The sequence below is a fragment of the Pseudomonas mandelii genome (genome assembly GCF_006438925.1).
GTDB classification, from domain to species: Bacteria; Pseudomonadota; Gammaproteobacteria; order Pseudomonadales; family Pseudomonadaceae; genus Aquipseudomonas; species Aquipseudomonas mandelii_C.
In genome coordinates this window covers 19912-36102 of the sequence record NZ_RCZA01000010.1, presented here as the reverse complement: position 1 = coordinate 36102, position 16191 = coordinate 19912, and the positions used below count along the sequence as shown (strand labels likewise).

Below are 16191 nucleotides of genomic sequence, written 5' to 3'. Positions count from 1 at the left end.
TGACCCGTTCGCCAGAAGGGCAAAAACCCTATGGGCAAACCCGATTGCAGCACTCTATGATTGAACCCCATGACCACCACGCCTCCGATCCGCCAACCCTGCCCACCCGGCGCCTGCGACTGCGGGCGTGACCCGCTGCTGGAAACACCGGGGGCGGACGTGCGCATCCTGTTTTTGACCCGTTCGGAAGAAAAGCGCCTGGTTGAACGCCTGGAAAACCTCCAGAGCCTGAGTGATCTGGAACGCCTGCAACAGCGAATGTACGAACAGTTGGGCATCCGCGTCGACATCGTCCCCAGTTACAACGAAGTACGCACCATGCGTGGTATCGGTATTAACCTCGGCGAACAACCGGGGCTATGCCGCAAAACACGTCAGTCGATCCCGGCCGCGATTCGTCGCGCACTGGAGAAGCGCCCGGAGATTGCCTACGAGTTGCTCAACGCCAACGACCTGTTGCGCGATGCGTGAAATCAGCCCCATGAACATCGTCCTCGAATTCCCCGTCACGGACGACATACTGACGTCATTCGCTCTGGTGATCGGCGCTGATCTGCCGGGCTATCGCAATCACATTTATCGGGTGTTGAACTTCTATATCGCAATCAGCGGCATCGCCGGTCTGCCGTCCGAAACCGTGCAGATCGCGGCGGCCTTTCATGATCTGGGCATCTGGACCGACCGGACCCTCGACTACCTGGAACCGTCGGTTCGCCTGGCTGAGGGTTATCTCGCCGACCGGCAACTGTCGCACCTGAACAGCGAAGTGAGGGCACTGATCCTGGAACACCACAAAGTGCGGCCCTATGGTGCCGCCCATGCACTGAGCGTCGAGCCCTTCCGGCGAGCCGATGTCATCGATGTATCCCTCGGCGCGGTGACATTCGGCCTGCCACGGGACTTCATCAAAACGGTGAAGTCGACGTTTCCCAATCGTGGGTTTCACGGGATGCTGATCAGGCTGACTGCGCGACAACTCCTTCGCTCCCCGCTCCGCCCACTGCCAATGTTTCGTTGGTGAAACAGGCATCATCCACGGACTGATACAAAGGCAACGAAACAGGATCAGCGGTCATACGCAGAGTCTGGCCCGCTGCTATGCCTTCTCATGGGAGCAATGGTTTCAAGCCAGTCAGGATGAAGCTGGACACTCAAAGCGTGACCGTGGTCCCGGCACCCGCCAGGTGCGCGAAGAGCAACAGGTGCCAATCCGTAGCAGGAGGTGGCAAATGTTATTCATAGTCAGTTGGTCTATCAGTTCGGCAAATCGTAACAGCGCGATCGAGCGTTTCCTCAAGACCGGGGGTGCTCCACCCGCTGGCGTCAAGATGCTGGGACGCTGGCACGCCGTTGGTGGTGCCGCCGGTTTTGGCGTGGCAGAGGCCAGTGATCCGGCAGCCATTCAGAAGTGGGTGCTGGAATGGAGCGACCTCATGACCATGGAGGTCCAGGCGGCACTGACCGATGAACAGATGGGGCCGCTGCTGGCGGCCGCTGTTGGCAAGCAATAGTCGTTGGGGCGGCGAGTTGGGCTCGCCGCCTCATGTCCTCCCGCATTTCGAACAACACATCCCCTATGGCCGACCCAGGCACGGATTGAGGACTTCGTCTGGTTGAGATGTCAGTAATCATCCGAATCCACGACAAGCTGTAAAGCCCATGAAACAAGGGGGCTGAGGCCGAAAAACAATTATTGGATATTTCACAATACGTACCTACGCTCATCGCGGGGGATCCAATTTTTTCGTGGGCGGTTGGGGGCTCGCCTCAGAGTACTAACACTAGTGCGCAGGAGCTCGACATGAACCGGACAACGTTATCCTCGGCGTTCGCTGTATCAGTACTGTTGGCTGCAATGGTTGTCCCCGCCATCACTCAAGCTGCCGACAAAACAGCCCCCAACATTGTCGTCATCATGGGCGACGATATCGGCTGGTCCAATATCGGTGTCTACAACCAGGGCATGATGGCCGGTCGAACACCCAACCTCGACCAGCTCGCTGCTGAAGGCATGCGTTTCACCGACTACTACGCCGAGGCCAGTTGCACGGCCGGGCGCGCCAATTTCATTACCGGTGAACTGCCGATCCGCACCGGCATGACCACGGTTGGCCAGGCCGGCTCCCCCGTTGGTATTCCTGCTGAAGCCGTGACCATTGCCACCACACTGAAAGCCATGGGTTATTCCACCGGCCAGTTTGGCAAGAATCACTTGGGCGACCTCAACGAATTCCTGCCCACCGTCCACGGTTTCGACGAGTTCTTCGGCTACCTCTACCACCTGGACGCCATGGAAGACCCGGCGCACCCCAACTATCCGCAGGAACTGCTCGCCACCGTGGGGCCGCGCAACATGGTTCACAGTTGGGCCGCGGCGACTGACGATACGACGGTGATGCCACGTTGGGGCAAGGTCGGCAAACAGAAGATCGAAGACGCCGGTACGCTGTACCCGGAACGGATGAAAACCATCGACGAAGAGATTCGTGACAAGGCATTTGCATTTGTAGACAAGGCCAAGCAGGACAATAAACCGTTCTTCCTCTGGCTCAACCCCACCCGCATGCACATCGTCACGCACCTCTCCGACAAATATGAGGCCATGCGCAATGCGCAAAATGGCTGGTCAGAACAGGAAGCAGGCATGGCACAGCTCGACGATATCGTCGGCGACCTGACGGCCAAGCTGAAAAAAGACGGCATGGATGACAACACCATCGTGATTTTCACCACCGACAACGGCGCGGAAAACTTCACCTGGCCGGATGGCGGCACCACCCCGTTTGCCATGGGCAAGGGTACAGTGATGGAAGGTGGTTTCCGGGTACCGGCGATCATTCGCTGGCCGGGCAAAGTACCGGTCAATACGGTGGCAAACGGCATCATGTCCGGTATGGACTGGTTCCCGACCCTGGTCGCGGCAGCCGGCAACCCGAACATCACTGCCGAACTGCTCAAGGGTAAACAATTGGGCGATACCACGTACAAGGTGCATCTGGACGGCTACGACCAGACGCCGATGATCACCGGCAAAGGTCCGTCGAACCGGCATGAAATTTTCTACTTTGGCGAGAGTTCGCTCGGTGCGGTACGGATCGATGACTACAAGTACCGCTTCATTGAACAACCAGGTGGCTGGATGGGCGCCAAATTGGCGGTCGATGTACCGATCCTGACCAACCTTCGTCTCGACCCGTTCGAACGTATGGGCTGGCCGGAAAACCAGTCAGCGCAAGGGTCCCAGCAATACTTCGACTGGTTCAAGTTCCAGTTCTGGCGGTTCGTGTTCGTCCAGCAGCAGGTCGCCAAGCTGGCTGAAACTGCGATTGAGTTCCCGCCGATGCAAAAAGGCGCGAGCTTCAACCTCGATTCCGTCAAAGCCAAGATCGCAGCCGCCCGGGCGGAAATGGCCAAGTAAGCAGTCGAGTCAACGGGTGGCCAACGCTGGCCACCCGCGTTCGGGAAGGACATTTGCTGAGGTAACCCAATGCAGATAAAAACATCCGCCCTGCCCGCCTTCACCTTGCTTGCGTTGTGTTGTCAGCCAGCGTGTGCCGGCGGTCTCATGCTCTACGAAATCGGCACTGATAACGCCGGCCTGGCCAACGCCGGCGCCGCGGCCCGTGCTCAAGGCCCCTCGACCATCGCCAGTAACCCGGCAGGCATGAGTTACCTGCCAGGCACGCAAATCACCGGAGGCTTGCAAGTGCTCTACGGCAACCTCAAGTTCAATCGCGACGACGACACCAACGTCCCGGGTAGCGGCAGTGGCAACGCCCTCGACCCCATTCCCGGCGGTAGTTTCTTCATCAGCCACCAACTCGATGACCACTGGAGCGTTGGCTTCGGCCAGTATGCTGACTTCGGGTTGGCGGAGAATTACGACAACGACTGGTCCGGGCGCTATTTCGCGCAGAACGCCAGCCTCGGCGGTTTATCTTTTGTACCCAGCGTGGCTTATCGCTTTAACGAGCAATGGTCGGTGGGCGTCGGCGTGAAAGCCATGTACGGCATGCTGCAATCCGACACCGCGATTGACCGCTCGCCGTTCGGCCTTACCGACCGCAGCGACGGCCAGTTCAAGTACAAAGACAAGGATTGGGGTTTTGGCGCGAATGTGGGGGTGATCTACGCTCCGCAAGTCGGCACGCGCATTGGCCTGGCTTACACCAGCAAGGTCGATCTGCAGTTTGAGGACGGGCTAGACGTCAAAGGTAATGGCCCGGCGCTGGATCGATTGAACGGACTGAACACCCAACTCGACATAACCGTGCCACAAACCGTCACCCTGAGCCTGTTCCAGCAACTCGACCGGCAGTGGGCCTTGCTCGCCTCGGTCAATTGGCAGGACTGGTCAGAGTTCGGCGAGGTCGGGGTCCAGGTCGACACCACAGCGCTCGATGCCCGATCGACCACGATTGATGCCAACTACAAAGACACCTGGCAACTGGCGCTCGGCGCGCAATACCAGGCCACGCCACAATTGTTGTGGAACTTCGGAGTGGCTTACGACAGCAGCGCCGTCTCGGACAGTAATCGCACTGTAACTGTGCCAATGGCCGAATCCTGGCGCATTGCGACAGGAGCCACCTATGCTCTGAATAAGGACACCGACGTCAACGTCAGTTGGGCGATGGTCTGGCTCGGTGATATGCCGGTCGACCAGACCAAATCAACATCCGGTAATCGAATTTCAGGTCAGTTCGACAATGCCTGGATTCAAGCCGTGACCGGCAATATGACCTGGCGTTTCTGATGCCCTGCGACCGAAAAAAACGACTTAATCCATGGAGCACACACCACTATGAATCTGTCCCGCAAATTGTTCGTTGGCGCTGCAATGGCCGGCCTGCTGCTCGGCGGTTGCACTTCGAAAGTGACGGATAAGGAGCAATATTCAGGCTACCTGTCCAGCTATAACAACCTGCAAGAAGTGACCACCCCCAGCGGCGGAACAGCGATGCGCTGGGTGAGCCCGTCGTGGAACCCGAATGCGTATGACACGGTGGTTTTCAACAAACTGGAGCTCTACCCGGCGCCCAAGCCCACTGAGCAGGTTAACCAGCAGACGCTCAGCGACATTCAGAACTACATGACCAGCAAAGCCAAAAGTACGCTGGGGCAGAAATACCGCGTGGTCTCCAGCGCTGGCTCGGCGCCCAAAGGCTCAAAAACCCTGATCATGCGCGCAGCAATCACCGGCGTGAGTACCTCCAACGAAGGCATGAAGTGGTATGAAGTGGTACCGATCGCGGCTGTGGTCGGGGCGACACAGGCAGCGACCGGTCACCGCGACCAGGACACCAACCTGTTCATCGAAGCCGAGTTCATCGACGCGAAAACCAATCAGACGGTGGCCAAAGTGGTGCGCAAGGTGTTCGGCACCCAGCTTTCGAACGAAAGCCAGAAGGTTACCGCCAAGGATTTCAAAGCGGCGATCGATAAACTGGGCGTCGACTTCCAGGCGTTCATCAGCAAGCCCCAGGGCTATTGATTATTTCTTCATTCCAACCCGCCGACGCATGTCGGCGGTGACGGTTTGACGGGTTTTCTTAAGATCCGCCCAAGGCTCATCCCCGACCTCGGCCAGGCGTTCATGCACAGTGTGGATATTCCACTGATTGCCGCCCTTGAGCTCGCCCACCTCCTCGCGAAAGATCGGTACCGACACCGGCAACCCTTCGCGGGTGCGCACGGCGTAGGCGCAGATGGTCGTGGCACCGAGGCCGTTGCGCAGGTAATCGATGAAGATCCGCCCGACCCGGTTCTTCGGGCCCGACACGGCGGAAAAACGCTCCGGTAGCAACTTGGCCATATGGCTGACGATCGCGTGGCTGAAGTCTTTCACCTCATCCCAGCCCAGCTTGCGAGTCAGTGGCACCACCAGGTGAATCCCTTTGCCGCCGCTGGTCTTGAGGAACGCCTTGAGCCCCAGTTCATCGAGCACCGAGAGGGTCAGTTGAGTCGCCTCGACCATACTTTTCCAGGGCAGCGCCGGGTCCGGGTCGAGGTCGAGGACGAAGCGGTCGGGTTTGTCGAGGTTGTCCGAGGTAGCGTTCCAGGTGTGCAACTCGACGGTGCTCATCTGCACGGCGCCGACCAGGGCTTCGGCGTTGTTGATGATCATCACCGGTTGGCCGGTGAGTGCCTTGTCCAGGGTGGTGATCCCCGGAATGGCCAGGTGCTCGGCGTTCTTCTGGAAAAACAGTTCGCCGGCGATGCCGTCCGGCGCGCGCACCAGCGCCACGGGCCGGTTCTTGAGCTCGGGCAAAATCCATTCGGCGACGCTGGCGTAATACTCCGCCAGTTGCACTTTGGTGGTGCCGCTGCTGGCGTCAATCACCCGGTCCGGGTGAGTGATGCGGACCTTGCCCTCGCCCAGGCCGATTTGTGAGGGCGCGGGCGCGGCCTTTTTGTTGGCAGGGGTGGAAGGTTTTTCGGCAGTGGTTTTTTTCGCGGCTGAAGTCTTCACGGCTTTCGGACGCTCCTCGGTAATGTCTTCGGCAGGTTTGTCGTCACGCAAGCCATGGAACACCGCATGACGGACTGAACCTTCTTTGGTCATTTCGGCAAAAGCAACCTCAGCCAGCAGCGTCGGCTTGAGCCAGTGCACACCCTTGGCGTCAAAACCGCTCGGCGGGTTGACCACCGAAATCTTTTTGCTTTGCAGCGGTTTCAGTTGCTCGTAGACGCGCTTGAGCGTCATCTCGTTGAACCCGGTGCCGACCTTGCCCGCGTAACGCAACTCACCGCTGTCGCGGTCATGCAACCCCAGCAGCAGCGCACCGAAGGCATTGCGCGAGCCTTTCGGGTCGGTGAAGCCGACAACCACAAATTCCTGCCGATGCTTGCACTTGAGCTTGATCCAGTCGCTGCTGCGCCGCGACACGTAAGGCGAGCCCAGACGCTTGCCGATCAGCCCTTCCATCTGCATTTGGCAGGCGCTGTTGAGCAGGGCTTCCGGTTCTTCACTAAACGCATCGGAGAAGCGCAGCAGCGGGTCTTTGTTGGGGTTGAGCACGGTCGACAGCGCAACCCTTCTCTCCTCGACCGGCACCTCGCGCAGGTCCACGCCGTTGAGGTAAGGCATGTCGAACAGGTAGTAGACGATGTTGCCGCTGCGGCCCGAGTCGAAGGCGTTTTGCAAGGCCTGGAAGTCCGGCACACCCTGCTCGTCGGCGACCACCATTTCCCCATCGAGCCAGGCCGATTCGAGGCCTAGCGCCGCCAACGCCTCGGCTTGCCTGGGCAGTTTGTGGGTCCAGTCGTGGCCGTTGCGGGTGAACAGTTTGACTTCGTCGTGGTCGATGCGGGCCATGATCCGATAGCCATCGAACTTGATCTCATAGCTCCACTCGCCGCCCGGGACCTTTTCGACCAGCGTCGCCAGTTCCGGTTTGAGCAGCTCCGGCAATTTGGCTTTGCGGGCGCCCGTCAATGGCGTCGACTTCTCCTTTCGCGCCGGGGCGGCGGGTTTTTTGACGGGTTTGGGTTTGGCAGCGGTCTTCGGCTTTTTGGCAACAATGGTCCGGTCACTGAGCACGCTGTCGGGCTCGGCGACGACCACGTCGTAATCGCTTTCGGGTTTGGCCGCGCCGTCCTGATGCTTGATCAGAAACCATTGCTCCTGCTTGCCTGGCATGTGCGTACGCACCAGGTTCCACAGACCGCCGAGCTTCTCGCCTTTTAACTCGAATTTAAGCTTGCCCTTGGCATACGCCTCGGCCGGATCGTCCTGAGGAATCCACACTCCACGGTCCCAGACAATCACGTCGCCGGCACCGTAATGCCCTTCGGGAATGCTGCCCTCGAACGTTGCGTAATCAATCGGATGGTCTTCGACGTGGACCGCCAGGCGCTTGACCTTGGGGTCCAGTGACGGGCCTTTGGGCACTGCCCAGCTTTTCAGTGCGCCATCGAGCTCCAGGCGAAAGTCGTAATGCAGGCGCGAAGCGTCGTGCTTCTGGATGCAGAACTGCAAGGCATGGTCTTTCGCGGTTTTTTTGCCCGAACGTTTACCGGCGGCCGGTTCAGAGGTCGCCGAGAAATCGCGCATGCGATTGTAATCGTCCAGGCTCCTGCTCATGGCGCACCGGCTGACGACGTAACGGTGCCCCCGATGCCCGGGCCGATCCGCGTGACGATCAAGGCGACGACGGCAATTCGTTCCACCCGCTGATAGCCAGGGGTCAACAGTTCTTCACCGAACACATCAGGGTCGAGTTCGCGGTAAGTCCAGCCGAACATCGGCGATTCCAGATACGGAGTCACCGCATCCAGAAACGGGTCGAGGCCATCGATCATCGCCACGCCGGTGTACAGCACCAGCGACCCACCGGGGGCCAACCGATACAAGGCTTGCTCGACAATGCGCAACGACAATTGCGCGCCAAGCGCGCCGCCGCCATGCCGGTAAGCACGCTCGGCCGGGTCGGCCATGTAGGGCGGATTGGCGACGATCAGGTCGAAGTGGCCGTCGACGTCCTGCAGCACGTCGCTGGCCTCGATGCTGACGTTGGCCACCTCGGCGAGCGCGACGTTGACCGCCGTCATGCGTAATGCCAACGGGTTGATGTCCACGGCCAGAACCTCGGCTTCACGGCGCGCGCGGGCAATCACAATCGCTCCGACGCCGGCGCCGCAACCAATGTCCACGGCGCGCCTGATTGGCGCGAAGCTCTGTTGCAGATGGGTGTGAATCAGCTGAGCAAAACGGTAGGTGTCCGGACCGAAGAACACCGCGTCAGCGGCATCAGTGGGGTAACCCGAATGCACGAACAACAGGTCATCGAGGCTTGACCAGCGCACATGACTTTTCAGTCGACCATTGCATTCCTCGAGGACGCCGGCCTGTTGCAACTGCCGCTGCTCATCCACCGACAACAGACCCGGCTCAAACGGCCGCGACCAGCCGAAGACCTCGCGCAGGGTCCGGGCGCTTTGCCCAAAGGAGCGATCATTGACCCGCTGATGGGTCAGCGGCGTTGGCGTGATGAAACGATAACCGTCGGCCTGCAAGCGGCGCCCCAGTTGCAGTAAGGCCAGATCGGGGGCGCTAAGGTGTTCTTCCTGATTCATGAAGGGCTCCCTATCGAAAACCGGATTTGAGTTCGATGAACCGTCGCGTGGCCATCAGGCCAGCGGGGTGGGCGTGCCGATGGGCAGACATCCATGGAATCAAGACCTGCATTTGCTCGTCGGCGGCAAGCCCTTTAAGTGTAGCGTGCAGGCTTTGGACATCCGGGTCATTGACGGGCACTGGTGGTTCGGTCGCGGCACTGCTACCGCGTCGAACCGCGGCCGGCGCTCGCTCAGGTCGCCAGTCCCCGGCAATCCAGTCGTGCAGCAGTTGTTTTTCGTAGGGGCTGAACACCCCGAACATGGCCGCGCCGTCGCCCTCGACCAATTGCCAGAAACGGCTGGCTTGCGGGTCCTGGTGACGCTTGATCCAGCCCTTGTTTTCCATGGCGATGAGGAAGCGTGGCAACTGCTCCGGCGACGACAGCCATTGATTGACGGTCTTGCCTTCAAACCGGCAATAGTCAGAATGCATGTGCTGACCAAACGGGCGCTTGCGCTCAAGCATGCTCAGCAACTCGCCGTGCAGGTCGAACGACTCGATGATCGCGCGACTGCCCTGCCCCAGATCGTTGAGCCGATAACCCAACGCAACCCTGCGCAGAAAGTCTTCGCGGTCGGCTTCCACCGGCAGCAATTGCAGCACCGACTGCACGGCCTTTTGCGCGTGGCCGGTGCTGGCATTGTCGATGGTCACGTGCAAGGTGAAGTAATACGGATCGATGCCCAGCTCGCTGAGTTCATAGGCGCTGATCAGCAAATGCAGCGGCAGTTGTTCATAACCGAGGTTGTAGCCAATCACTTCCGGCAAAAAATCGTTGCTGCAATAACCCAGCGCCAATTGCACCGTGCCTTGCAAGTAACGCTCGTCCGGGATGAACGCGTTGTCCAGTAAGCCATGTTCGGCCAGCAACTTGCGGTAAATCACCACATGATTTTGCGCCGGGTTGCCGTCGCCCAGCTCTTCCAGGTAGGTGCAAATCAGCCCTTCAAAACGAGGGTCATGCCAGTGCCGCAGCAGGCCATATAGCCACGCGCCGTCCACCAGTTTGGTCGGGGCAACGGCTTGCAGGAAAAACAATGCGTGCGCCTTGTTGGTGAAGAACTGCCGCGGCCCGCCGTCCTTGCGCTGTTGCAGGTAATCGGCGTATTGGCATGCCACGTCGGCGCAGTGCTGTTCGACAAAGGTTGGCAGCGCCGACAGGTCTCGTGGCATGTCTTCCGGCAGGTCCCTTGCTTGCGCAAGTTGAGCCTCGAGGAAGGTTTGGCCGAGTGCGCGCTGGTGTTCGATATCGTCGCTCAGCAATAACTGTTCGTAGATAGGTTTCAGGCTGCCGGCGGTCAGGATCGCGCGTTCGTGGGCCGGCTGGGATTCAAGTCGTGTCAGGGCAGTCATGGGGTCGTCTCTCGGTCTGAGGCCAGTGGCAGGACGCTGAATCAGCACGTCTCTACATCAGCAGAGCGACACGCCCGGAAAATAATTCAATCGGCATTGAAATTGCCCGGACAGACGGGCTTGTGGCGAGGCTCTTGCGTAGGTTCGAGTGAATATACTCAACGGGTGTGGACTCATCCTTCGGAGAGCAATCATGCGAACGGTTCATGTCATCGAGCCCGAAAAAAAACCCGACCCGGTCAACGTCGTGGGTGAGACCATCACCATTCTCGCGGGCGGGGATCTGAGCAAACCTTTTGAAGTGCATATCCAGGAAGGCGTGCAAGGCGGCGGGCCACCCCTGCACTTTCACCCGTGGGATGAAGCGTTCTACGTGATTGACGGGCAGGTGGAAGTGACGGTTGCGGGCAAGGCCACCACCGTTTTCCCCGGGGGTTATGTGCATATTCCCGGTGGGACTATTCATGCTTACAAGAACGTCAGCGCGACGGCGAAGATGATCGGCGTGGTGTCTGATCCGCGCGGTGGTCAGTTCTTTGCCGCGGTGGATCAGCTCAAAGTGCCGCAGGATTTGCCGCGGATACTGGCAATCGCCGAGAGCTTCGGCGTTACGTTTCTGGTGCCGAAAACCCCTGAAACCCGGTAGAGGCCAGCACCCTCGCTGATCGTACCCACGCAGAGTGAACTGGGAACGATCATCAGGCCACACCACCTTTGGCCTGTTGCTCCAGATGCACTTGCAGCTGCGGATCGATACTCAGCGCCGCAGCCAGCTCATCCAGATAGCTACGCTCGGCGTCCTGCTGATCGTCGACCAGCATCACACTGGCCAGGTACATCTCCGCCGCCATGCCGGAATCCGTGGCCGACTGCGCCACATCGGCGGCGTCCAGTGGCCGTGCAACTTCGTCATCCAGCCATTGCTGGAGCTCTGGGTCATCCGTGTGACGGCCGATTTCGGTGCTGATCATCTGCTTCTCGGCGTCATCAATCCGTCCGTCGGCCTTCGCCGCCGCAATCAATGCACGAAGGATCGCGTGGCTGTGGTCCTCGACTTCCGGGCCAGACAACAGATCGACGGTACGCGGTGCCTGTTGCGGCGCCGAGGCCTGGCTGCGTTGCCAGGCTTGATAGGCCTGGAATGCCATCATCCCGAGCGAAGCCAGCGCCGCGTAGTTGGTGCCGCCTCCCGAGCGGGTCTGGGTCGAACCGCCCATGGTTGAGCCACCGCCCAGCAGACCACCGAGCAAACCACCCAGGCCACCGCCCCCGGCACTTGACCCGGCACCACCGCCCAACAGGCCGCCGAGCAATCCACCGAGACCGCCGAGACCACCTTGGGCCGACGAGCCTCCGCCACCCTGTTGCGACATTGAGCCCTGGCCGGCCCGCAGAAGTTGTTCGAGCAGATCGCTGGTGTTCATGACGATGTCCTCATCGGTTGGAGTGATCCAGTCAGGCAACGATAGTCCTCGCCGGCAAATGCGCCACCACCGTTTGGCTGACGTGAAACCCTTATCGCACTTGACCCCGATGACCCTCGGCTGCGAGTGTTCCACCCTCGCTAACCTCCACAGGATCAACGAACACATGGACCGCCATCTGATTGTCGTCAGCGACGTCATCGAACCTGAAGTCGAGCACGTACTCAGCGCCGGGCTGAGTGCCTTCAATGATCAGATGACCGGTATCAACGACCGCCAGTCGCTGGCGGTCACGGTCCGCGATCCGGATACCCGTCAGGTGCTGGGCGGTATTACCGGGCGTACGTCGCTCGGTCTGCTGTTTCTTGATCTGTTCTACTTGCCCGAGTCCCTGCGCGGCTCCGGGCTTGGGTCTCGACTGCTAAAAGCGTACGAGGACGAAGGCCGTCGTCGCGGTTGCCGCTCGGCGGTGCTCTATACCCTCAGTTTCCAGGCCCCGCAGTTCTATGAAAAACACGGCTGGCAGCGCTTCGGCGAAGTGCCTTGCGACCCGCCAGGCACGAGTCGAGTGTTCATGAGCAAGGCACTGTGAATGAGCCTGTCTGCAGCCGATCAATCCGCCGATCACTGCGCTTGAGTAAAACGTATCGCCCTGCGCCGATGTTTCATTTAATACCCCGGATTTATCCGGGGTATTTTTTTGCGGCCCAGCTAAGATTTACAGATGGTGAACCTTATCCCCGGATACCCGGTCGATACATGCAACCTGACTTGGTTTGCCGACACCCCCCATTGAAGGGGTGATAACAGGCTTGCTTCACTTTCTGGAGAACGCCCCCGTGATATCGACCCTACACATCGCCAGGCTCAAAGCATGGGGCGCCCATGGTTTTACCGCCACCGGCGTGGTCACTGCCTTCCTCGCGACCCTCGCCCTGCTGGAAAACCAGGCCACAAACTGCCTGCTGTGGCTGGGCGTCGCCCTGATCGTCGATGGGCTGGATGGCGCGTTGGCACGCAAGGTCAATGTCCAGTCGGTACTGCCAAGTTTCGATGGCTCGATCCTCGATCTGGTCATCGACTACTTGACGTACGTATTTATCCCCGCGCTGTTCATTTATCGTTACATCCCCTTGCCGGACTACACGCTGCTGCTGTCCGTGTCGCTGATTCTGGTCTCGTCACTGTTTTGCTTCTGCAACGTCAACATGAAGAGCAAGGACAACTACTTCCAGGGCTTCCCCGCCGCCTGGAACGTGGTAGCCCTGTGCCTGTACATTATCGCCCCGTCACCGTGGATCACCTTTCTCACCATCATCGGCCTGGCGCTGTTGACCGTGACCCGGATGAAATTCCTCCACCCGTTCCGCGTGCGCAAATTCATGCCGATCAACATCGCGGTAACGGCCATCTGGCTGCTGTGCAGCTTGTCGCTGGTGGTCAACCATCCGGTGATCAACCCACTGGTGATGGGGCTTTGGCTGCTGATGTCGGCTTACTTCCTGGGGATCTGCATCTGGCGCACGGCGCTGGAGTGGTTCGAAAACTCGCGGTAATAAAGGACCCAGAACGTGGCCGATTTCTCCAACAACTGCAGAAATCGGCCATATCCCGCCGGCTCTGTGGTTGCCAGGTTTGAGGGGGAACATCTCGACCATGCCCATCCATATCGTGCGCCTCGGTTCGCCGCGCGCAGCCAATGAAGGCCTGCGCCTGGGCACGGTGCGTCGCCCGCCGCGTGGCGTGCCGAAAGCCGAGTTTGCCAGTCGGGATTTTTATGACGTGTGGCAGCCGCTGCTGTCTCCCAGTGCAGAACTGGTCGCAGAAGCCAAAGCGGCGGAAGATGCCAAGGCGTGGGAAGTCTTCAAGCGCAAGTTCAAGACCGAAATGAACCATCCGGCGCCCAGCCAATTGCTCGATTTGTTGGCGGCGTTGTCCCATCAAACGTCACTGGCCATTGGCTGTTATTGCGAAGATGAAGCGCATTGCCATCGGTCGGTATTGCGGGCGTTGTTAGAGGCTCGCGGTGCGCAGATCACATAGACGCTGGCGCAGGCTACTCCGACATTGACCCTCAAGATCGGGCTAAAGGATTTGAGATAGATATAAGACACAAGGATTAAGGTCTTGAAATGAATAACCGGATTCGACTCGCAACGCCTAAGGATGCGGCAGCCATCAGCCAGGTCATCATTCAGTCGCTGCGCCAGTCCAATGCCCTAGATTACCCTCCCGAAGTCATCACGCAGGTAGAGAAGAGTTTTTCTGCCGAGGCCATCCGCACTTTGTTGAACCAACGCCAGGTCTTTGTCGCGACCATCGATAATCGTGTAGTCGCCACGGCCAGCCTTGATCAAGACGTTGTGCGCAGCGTATTCGTCGAGCCCAGCCATCAGGGTGTCGGATTCGGCAGGCAGTTGATGGCAACCCTTCAATCTGTCGCCCAAGACGCAAGAATCGAAGTACTGCGCGTCCCCTCCTCCATCACCGCAGAAGCCTTTTACTTCAAGCTGGGCTATCGAAAGGTCCGCGACGAATTTCACGGTGCCGAGCGCACGATCATTATGGAGCGGCGTCCGACGCCCGTTGTCGACGACTCAAACTAACGCCAGCGTCGCTCCTGAAGCTTAGGCTGGCTTGAAACAGTACGCGGCCAGCTTGTTACCGTCGAGGTCGCGGGCGTAAGCGGCATAGGCATTAGGGGCCCAGCCTCGTGGCCCCGGCGCACCTTCGTCAGTGCCGCCGTTGGCCAGAGCGGCGGCGTGGAACGCGTCAATGGCGGCTCGATCCGGTGCTTCAAAGCTGACGGTGACGCCGTTACCCACACTGGCCGGGGCGCCGTTGGCCGGTTTCAGCACGAAGAAGGACGGGGCGTTCTGCCCCCAGATCGAGCCATTGTCATCCAGGTCAGCGATACGCTTCTGGCCTAGCGCTCCGAGCACATTGTCGTAAAAGCTGCGGGCTTTTTGCAGATTGTTGGTACCGACGGTGACGTGAGTGAAGATGGTCATCTTAATGTTCTCTTTGGTAGAAACGCAGTGGGTGGGTATTGCAGTTTCGTCAGGGCGAGACTCGCCCCGGCGGCCATCGCCAAGCCGGTTGAGTCAGCGATCGAAATGGATAACGGTGCGAATGCTCTTGCCTTCGTGCATCAGGTCGAAGGCCTTGTTGATGTCATCCAGACCCATGGTGTGAGTGATGAAGGTATCCAGCGGAATCTCACCCTGTTGAGCTTTCTCGACATAGCTGGGCAGTTCGCTGCGACCTTTCACACCGCCAAAGGCCGAACCGCGCCAAACACGGCCGGTCACCAGCTGGAACGGTCGGGTACTGATTTCCTGGCCGGCGCCGGCGACCCCGATAATGACCGACTCGCCCCAGCCCTTATGGCAGCACTCGAGGGCCGCACGCATCAGGTTGACGTTGCCGATGCATTCGAAAGAGTAATCCACACCCCCCTCGGTCATCTCGACTATCACGTCCTGGATCGGCTTGTCGTAATCCTTCGGATTGATGAAGTCGGTGGCGCCCAGTTGCCTGGCGATGTCGAACTTGGCCGGGTTGATATCGATCGCGATTATTCGACCCGCCTTGGCCATGGTGGCGCCGATAATGGCTGCCAGGCCGATACCTCCAAGCCCGAAGATGGCCACGCTGGCGCCCCCCTCTACCTTGGCCGTGTTGAGCACCGCGCCAATACCGGTCGTTACACCGCAACCGAGCAGGCAAACCTTCTCTAGCGGAGCTTCCTTCGGGATTTTGGCCAGCGAGATTTCTGGCAGTACCGTGTACTCGGAGAACGTCGAAGTGCCCATGTAGTGAAAGATGGGTTGGCCCTTGTAGGAAAAGCGGCTGGTGCCGTCCGGCATCAGGCCTTTGCCTTGAGTCGCGCGAATTTTCTGGCAGAGGTTGGTCTTGCCGGACGTGCAGAATTTGCACTCTCCGCATTCCGGGGTGTAAAGCGGGATCACGTGATCGCCCACCACCACTGAAGTGACACCCTCGCCGATTGCCTCGACGATACCGCCGCCTTCGTGACCGAGAATGACCGGAAAGAGGCCTTCAGGATCAGCGCCGGACAGGGTAAACGCATCGGTATGGCAGACACCGGTTGCGATGATGCGTACCAGCACCTCCCCGGCTTGTGGTGCAGCCACATCGACTTCGACAATTTGCAGGGGTTGATTGGCTGCAAAAGCTACGGCAGCTCGTGATTTGATCATATTCATAATTCCCGGGCGCAAAGAGGGGCCGCCTCTTTGTAGAAACAAGAAAAATCAGAAGTGAGATAGT

Annotated in this window: 17 protein-coding genes; 11 read left to right on the top strand and 6 right to left on the bottom strand. The window is 59.3% G+C overall.

The genetic code is table 11. The features are described 5' to 3' along the window. The first annotated feature begins 69 nt into the window (after nt 1–69). The 6 genes from EAH74_RS22500 (at nt 70) to EAH74_RS22475 (ending at nt 5494) form a co-directional block, all read left to right on the top strand. Nucleotides 70–471: a hypothetical protein gene (locus EAH74_RS22500; protein ID WP_140681179.1), complete on the top strand. Its 402-nt coding sequence runs from the start codon at nt 70–72 to the stop codon at nt 469–471. Beyond that, nucleotides 464–1021, top strand: coding sequence for an HD domain-containing protein (locus EAH74_RS22495; protein WP_240050542.1), 558 nt, complete (start codon nt 464–466; stop codon nt 1019–1021). The genes EAH74_RS22500 and EAH74_RS22495 overlap by 8 nt, the downstream gene beginning before the upstream one ends. Nucleotides 1022–1229: 208 nt before the next feature. Further along, complete coding sequence (locus EAH74_RS22490) at nt 1230–1511, top strand: DUF3303 domain-containing protein (protein ID WP_140681178.1); 282 nt, start codon at nt 1230–1232, stop codon at nt 1509–1511. 290 nt (nt 1512–1801) lie between these two features. After that, nucleotides 1802–3418 carry an arylsulfatase gene (locus EAH74_RS22485; RefSeq protein ID WP_140681177.1) on the top strand — a complete coding sequence of 539 codons (1617 nt, stop codon included), beginning with the start codon at nt 1802–1804 and terminating at the stop codon, nt 3416–3418. 69 nt (nt 3419–3487) lie between these two features. Next, nucleotides 3488–4756, top strand: a complete 1269-nt coding sequence (locus EAH74_RS22480; RefSeq protein ID WP_140681175.1) for an OmpP1/FadL family transporter — start codon at nt 3488–3490, stop codon at nt 4754–4756. Between the two features lie 48 nt (nt 4757–4804). Beyond that, nucleotides 4805–5494 carry a DUF3313 domain-containing protein gene (locus EAH74_RS22475; RefSeq protein WP_140681174.1) on the top strand — a complete coding sequence of 230 codons (690 nt, stop codon included), beginning with the start codon at nt 4805–4807 and terminating at the stop codon, nt 5492–5494. Here the strand turns inward: EAH74_RS22475 and ligD are convergent, their stop codons facing one another. Genes ligD through EAH74_RS22460 form a run of 3 tightly spaced genes read right to left on the bottom strand, consistent with a single transcriptional unit; the run spans nt 5495 to nt 10474 of the window. Then, nucleotides 5495–8086 (bottom strand): DNA ligase D, encoded by a 2592-nt coding sequence (gene ligD, locus EAH74_RS22470; RefSeq protein WP_140681173.1) that lies wholly within the window; start codon nt 8084–8086, stop codon nt 5495–5497. Beyond that, nucleotides 8083–9078: a methyltransferase gene (locus tag EAH74_RS22465; protein WP_140681172.1), complete on the bottom strand. Its 996-nt coding sequence runs from the start codon at nt 9076–9078 to the stop codon at nt 8083–8085. Before EAH74_RS22465 ends, ligD begins: the two co-directional genes overlap by 4 nt. A gap of 10 nt (nt 9079–9088) precedes the next feature. Further along, entirely contained in the window at nt 9089–10474 is a 1386-nt protein-coding gene (locus EAH74_RS22460; RefSeq protein WP_140681171.1) for an iron-containing redox enzyme family protein, read from the bottom strand. A gap of 193 nt (nt 10475–10667) precedes the next feature. On the opposite strand from EAH74_RS22460, the gene EAH74_RS22455 reads away from it, so the two are divergent. Beyond that, nucleotides 10668–11120 (top strand): cupin domain-containing protein, encoded by a 453-nt coding sequence (locus EAH74_RS22455; protein WP_140681170.1) that lies wholly within the window; start codon nt 10668–10670, stop codon nt 11118–11120. Nucleotides 11121–11172: 52 nt separating this feature from the next. Here the strand turns inward: EAH74_RS22455 and EAH74_RS22450 are convergent, their stop codons facing one another. Then, nucleotides 11173–11898 (bottom strand): tellurite resistance TerB family protein, encoded by a 726-nt coding sequence (locus EAH74_RS22450; protein WP_140681169.1) that lies wholly within the window; start codon nt 11896–11898, stop codon nt 11173–11175. A 166-nt stretch (nt 11899–12064) separates the two neighbouring features. Here EAH74_RS22450 and EAH74_RS22445 point away from each other — a divergent pair, with 166 nt between their 5' ends. From EAH74_RS22445 to EAH74_RS22430, 4 genes are all read left to right on the top strand, one after another. Continuing rightward, entirely contained in the window at nt 12065–12490 is a 426-nt protein-coding gene (locus EAH74_RS22445; RefSeq protein ID WP_140681167.1) for a GNAT family N-acetyltransferase, read from the top strand. 247 nt (nt 12491–12737) lie between these two features. Next, entirely contained in the window at nt 12738–13454 is a 717-nt protein-coding gene (gene pcsA, locus EAH74_RS22440; protein WP_134104210.1) for a phosphatidylcholine synthase, read from the top strand. A gap of 100 nt (nt 13455–13554) precedes the next feature. Continuing rightward, nucleotides 13555–13941 carry a DUF488 domain-containing protein gene (locus EAH74_RS22435; RefSeq protein ID WP_140681166.1) on the top strand — a complete coding sequence of 129 codons (387 nt, stop codon included), beginning with the start codon at nt 13555–13557 and terminating at the stop codon, nt 13939–13941. Between the two features lie 89 nt (nt 13942–14030). Beyond that, nucleotides 14031–14504 (top strand): GNAT family N-acetyltransferase, encoded by a 474-nt coding sequence (locus tag EAH74_RS22430; protein WP_140681165.1) that lies wholly within the window; start codon nt 14031–14033, stop codon nt 14502–14504. 21 nt (nt 14505–14525) lie between these two features. On the opposite strand, the gene EAH74_RS22425 is transcribed toward EAH74_RS22430, so the two are convergent. Together EAH74_RS22425 and EAH74_RS22420 are read right to left on the bottom strand one after the other, a co-directional pair. Beyond that, the gene (locus tag EAH74_RS22425) at nt 14526–14909 is read right to left on the bottom strand and encodes a VOC family protein (RefSeq protein WP_140681164.1); all 384 of its coding nucleotides are present in this window, start codon (nt 14907–14909) and stop codon (nt 14526–14528) included. A gap of 93 nt (nt 14910–15002) precedes the next feature. Then, nucleotides 15003–16121: an S-(hydroxymethyl)glutathione dehydrogenase/class III alcohol dehydrogenase gene (locus EAH74_RS22420; protein WP_140681163.1), complete on the bottom strand. Its 1119-nt coding sequence runs from the start codon at nt 16119–16121 to the stop codon at nt 15003–15005. Nucleotides 16122–16191 lie beyond the last annotated feature (70 nt).

Coding starts and splice junctions, on each gene's coding strand:
- EAH74_RS22500 (WP_140681179.1), top strand. CDS start 70: ATGACCACCACGCCTCCGATCCGCCAACCCTGCCCACCCGGCGCCTGC.
- EAH74_RS22495 (WP_240050542.1), top strand. CDS start 464: ATGCGTGAAATCAGCCCCATGAACATCGTCCTCGAATTCCCCGTCACG.
- EAH74_RS22490 (WP_140681178.1), top strand. CDS start 1,230: ATGTTATTCATAGTCAGTTGGTCTATCAGTTCGGCAAATCGTAACAGC.
- EAH74_RS22485 (WP_140681177.1), top strand. CDS start 1,802: ATGAACCGGACAACGTTATCCTCGGCGTTCGCTGTATCAGTACTGTTG.
- EAH74_RS22480 (WP_140681175.1), top strand. CDS start 3,488: ATGCAGATAAAAACATCCGCCCTGCCCGCCTTCACCTTGCTTGCGTTG.
- EAH74_RS22475 (WP_140681174.1), top strand. CDS start 4,805: ATGAATCTGTCCCGCAAATTGTTCGTTGGCGCTGCAATGGCCGGCCTG.
- ligD (WP_140681173.1), bottom strand. CDS start 8,086: ATGAGCAGGAGCCTGGACGATTACAATCGCATGCGCGATTTCTCGGCG.
- EAH74_RS22465 (WP_140681172.1), bottom strand. CDS start 9,078: ATGAATCAGGAAGAACACCTTAGCGCCCCCGATCTGGCCTTACTGCAA.
- EAH74_RS22460 (WP_140681171.1), bottom strand. CDS start 10,474: ATGACTGCCCTGACACGACTTGAATCCCAGCCGGCCCACGAACGCGCG.
- EAH74_RS22455 (WP_140681170.1), top strand. CDS start 10,668: ATGCGAACGGTTCATGTCATCGAGCCCGAAAAAAAACCCGACCCGGTC.
- EAH74_RS22450 (WP_140681169.1), bottom strand. CDS start 11,898: ATGAACACCAGCGATCTGCTCGAACAACTTCTGCGGGCCGGCCAGGGC.
- EAH74_RS22445 (WP_140681167.1), top strand. CDS start 12,065: ATGGACCGCCATCTGATTGTCGTCAGCGACGTCATCGAACCTGAAGTC.
- EAH74_RS22435 (WP_140681166.1), top strand. CDS start 13,555: ATGCCCATCCATATCGTGCGCCTCGGTTCGCCGCGCGCAGCCAATGAA.
- EAH74_RS22430 (WP_140681165.1), top strand. CDS start 14,031: ATGAATAACCGGATTCGACTCGCAACGCCTAAGGATGCGGCAGCCATC.
- EAH74_RS22425 (WP_140681164.1), bottom strand. CDS start 14,909: ATGACCATCTTCACTCACGTCACCGTCGGTACCAACAATCTGCAAAAA.
- EAH74_RS22420 (WP_140681163.1), bottom strand. CDS start 16,121: ATGATCAAATCACGAGCTGCCGTAGCTTTTGCAGCCAATCAACCCCTG.